Annotated in this window: 3 protein-coding genes; all 3 read right to left on the bottom strand. The window is 67.1% G+C overall.

What is annotated here, in order from left to right; translation table 11 throughout:
* On the bottom strand, positions 1-950 hold a 950-nt coding region (locus tag ACESNG_RS23490), incomplete at its 3' end, for a hypothetical protein (protein ID WP_373071141.1).
* Between the two features lie 55 nt (positions 951-1005).
* A complete protein-coding gene (locus ACESNG_RS23485) occupies positions 1006-1566 on the bottom strand; it encodes a hypothetical protein (RefSeq protein ID WP_373063296.1) in 561 nt (186 codons plus the stop codon).
* Positions 1563-3119 (bottom strand): S41 family peptidase, encoded by a 1557-nt coding sequence (locus ACESNG_RS23480; protein WP_373063294.1) that lies wholly within the window; start codon positions 3117-3119, stop codon positions 1563-1565. Before ACESNG_RS23480 ends, ACESNG_RS23485 begins: the two co-directional genes overlap by 4 nt.
* Between the last annotated feature and the right edge of the window lie 154 nt (positions 3120-3273).

Below are 3273 nucleotides of genomic sequence, written 5' to 3'. Positions count from 1 at the left end.
GCACTCCATCGCGGCAACATCATGGTGCTCTGCGCGATGCGCTCGTTCACCGTGTAGCCCGAGATCTCCCAGCGACCGCGGACGATGCCGCGCACCGGAATGTCGAACCACGTACTACCGCGCGACACTTCCACCTCTTGCCGGCGCGGCAGCCAGTATCGCTCACGCACCAGAGCATTCTCGAGCGTGACCACCAGTGTCTCGATACGCTTGTCGATGATCGCCGCACGCGTGAATGTCATCGACAGACGCACGACGGCACCGGTTTCACGATCGAGATACACCGAACCCACGGCCGCCGGTTGCGCCGCATTACGCGGGCGGAACTTCACTTCATCGACCACGATCTCGCGACCGGGAATGCGAATGCGTAGCGCACTTCCCATCGCGTATTCGTACGGGCTCGGCGCGAGCGCGGACAGCGGATGCGGTACGTCGCGCACATCCTGCCCGTCACCGAGTCGGATGCGGTCGGGAAGATTATCGAGCACCACGCTGTAACGATCGCGATAGTAGCCCACGTCGGCCGGCAACAGCGTCGTGTCGCGGCGACCGATCAATCGCTGCGCACTGCGCCCCGGTTGCCACCAGGCGATGGAGAGTTGAAGCTCTTCGCTTTGCACAACTTTGGGCGGAATGATCACGCCTTCGCCCAGCTGCGCCAGAAACGCGAGAAAGCCGTGTGCCGTGGCCGAATAGCTGAGCAGCGTGCTGTCGGCGAGCTGTACGCTGCGCCGATCGATCGCGCGGCGCACCAGCGAATCGGCCAGCGCATCGCGCCAAGCCTGTTCGCCGCGCGCTGATGCCACGGGGCGAGCCGCCGCCGGTGCTTGCGCCTGGGCCTTCGCCTGATGTGCCGGTAGGGCAAGGCCGATCAGCGCCGAGGCAATGAGGGCAGCGGCCGACGCCGCATACATCGGTCGCGAGGACGGCATTCGGTTTCGTGTCACGTCAGGCTTTGCATGGCGACGGGCAATGTAGCGGGAACGCAGCCAGCTTGATCGCTTACCGAACTCGCGACGCGCGCGCCGACTTGGTGTCGGGTGCCACCAGCAGCAACCACCCGCGATAGCGCGCCACCGGTACCGCCTTCGCGACGGACCCGTTGGAGATGCCCGTGGCGCGATGCGGCACGACCGCTTGATAGCTCCAGCCGTACCGCCACGCGGCATCGGCGCTGGAGGGTGCGCCGGGCCTCCGCGGCGCCCGGAACGCACGACGCGCGATCACGCGAGCCGTGAGCGGCGTAATCGTGCCAGTCGGTGCAGTGAGATGCACGACGGCTTTTACAGACAGCGCCGGTGTGCCGAGCCGCGTGCCGAAGTGAATGGCATAGAGCGTGTCGGCCGCACGCCCCGCACGCGTGCCCTCGATACGCGGCAGCGGACTCTCGGCGGCCACCGAGGCCGTGGCCGGCATCGAATCGGTCAGGAGCTGCGTGCCCTGGAAGCGTGACACCAACCATGCGTCGAGCGAACCGGTGGCTTGGGCTTCCACTACCGTGGCGGCACACGCCATCGCTCCCAGAAGCACCACCGCGCGATAACGCCACATGCCTGTGATCACGGGCGCAGTAGCGGGAGCGACAGGACCATCCCTTTCCGCGAGATCGCCGCCGGCAGCGTGGCAGGGAGTACGCGCGCCACTTCCGTGCCCGGCGCCACCACGTCGATGCCGGCGCGCAGGGCGGCGTCCTCACGCACCGCATAGCGCAGCAGCGCCTCGCTTTCGCGCTCCACCTCGAGCACCCGCACCAGCGCCAGACGCGTGCTCACGGTGACCCATTCCGCCCGCGCGAGCGGCTCGCGCGCCGATCGCGGCACCAACTGCGCCAGCGTGGTGCGCAGACGCGCCTCGAACAGCGCCAATGGCGTGGTGGACCACCCTTCACGCAGTGCGAACATCGCCAGCGAATCGGCGGTGCGCACGACCTGCGCAGCGGCCAACGGCTCCCACTCACGCGGCACGGCAAACGCGTCCCGCCGCGCAGCATCGTCGAGCAGCACATCGGGGTGCAATCCGCCCGTCGCCAACGCGCCATTCCCCGTCCGTCGATCGAGACTGATACCCTTGGGGGTAAGCCACCGGGCCGTCGTGAGTCGCACTGACAGGTCTTTCGACAGCGTGACCACGCGCTGCACCACCCCTTTGCCGTACGTGGTAGTGCCCACCAGCAGCGCACGATTGTAATCGCGCAACGCAGCAGCCATCACTTCCGCCGCACTCGCCGTATTGCCGTCGACAAGTACCGTGAGTGGCAACGAAGGCCAGCGGGAGTTCCGACTGGAATGCGGCTGCGGCGCGGCACCACCGCGACCGGCCAGCGATGCGATCACCAAGCCGCGCGGGAGGAAGAGTCCGGCGGACTTGACGCCTTCCTCAAACAGACCGCCCGTGTTGCCACGCAGATCGAGCACCAGCGATGTGGCACCACGCTGCAGCAACGATTCCACCGCGTCCTCCAATTCTTCCGAGGAGTGCGAGGTGAAGGTGGCCAGCCGCACGTAGCCCACAGAGTCGGCCAGCAGGCCCTGCTCCGTGACCGAAGGCATGTGCCACGCCGAACGCCGAACTATCAGTCGCAGCGTATCACCGAACGGGGCGCGCCAGAGCGTCAGCACACTCGAGTCACCGAACGTGCGCGTGCTGTCGCCAGGCTTCTTCGTCCACGCCTCGCCCACGGCGACCGCGTCGACCATCAGAATGCGATCGCCCGCGCGCACGCCGGCCGTGAACGCCGGTGATCCCGGGGCGACGCGCGCGACACCGGCGGCCGCCGACTCACGACGCAGCGTCAACCCCATCCCCTGCCCCTCTCCCAACATGGTACCGCGATAGCGCTGGATGCCGTCTGGACGCAGCAGTGCCGCGTACGGGTCCTGCAGCTCTCGCAGCATGCCGGTTACGGCACGCCGAATGAGCTCATCGCTGCCCAGCGAGTCGATCGCATTGGCCCTCACCGAGTCGATCGCCGTAGACAGCAGCTGCGCATCGGCCCACTCGTTCATCGTACGCATCCGGTGCCCGCCATACCACGATCCCAGCGCAAACGCGCCGGCCAGCCCCGCTGCAGTCAGCGGCGCCAGCCAGTAGCGGCGTGTGCGGGGCGTGGTGATCATGATGCGACCTGGACCAGAAGACACGTCATCGTGAGTAGGGACTCCTTCTCATACTACAGGCGTCATGCGGTGATCCGTCAATCGGCGAGATATGGGTGCCGATTGAGGCACGCCCGCGCGAAGCAGGCGCAAGACATGAGCCATCCGAGCCTTC

The sequence above is a fragment of the Gemmatimonas sp. genome (genome assembly GCF_041689975.1).
In the GTDB taxonomy this organism is placed as follows: domain Bacteria; phylum Gemmatimonadota; class Gemmatimonadetes; order Gemmatimonadales; family Gemmatimonadaceae; genus Gemmatimonas.
The sequence above is the reverse complement of the archived record's forward strand: the minus strand, read 5'-3'. Positions and strand labels throughout refer to the sequence as shown.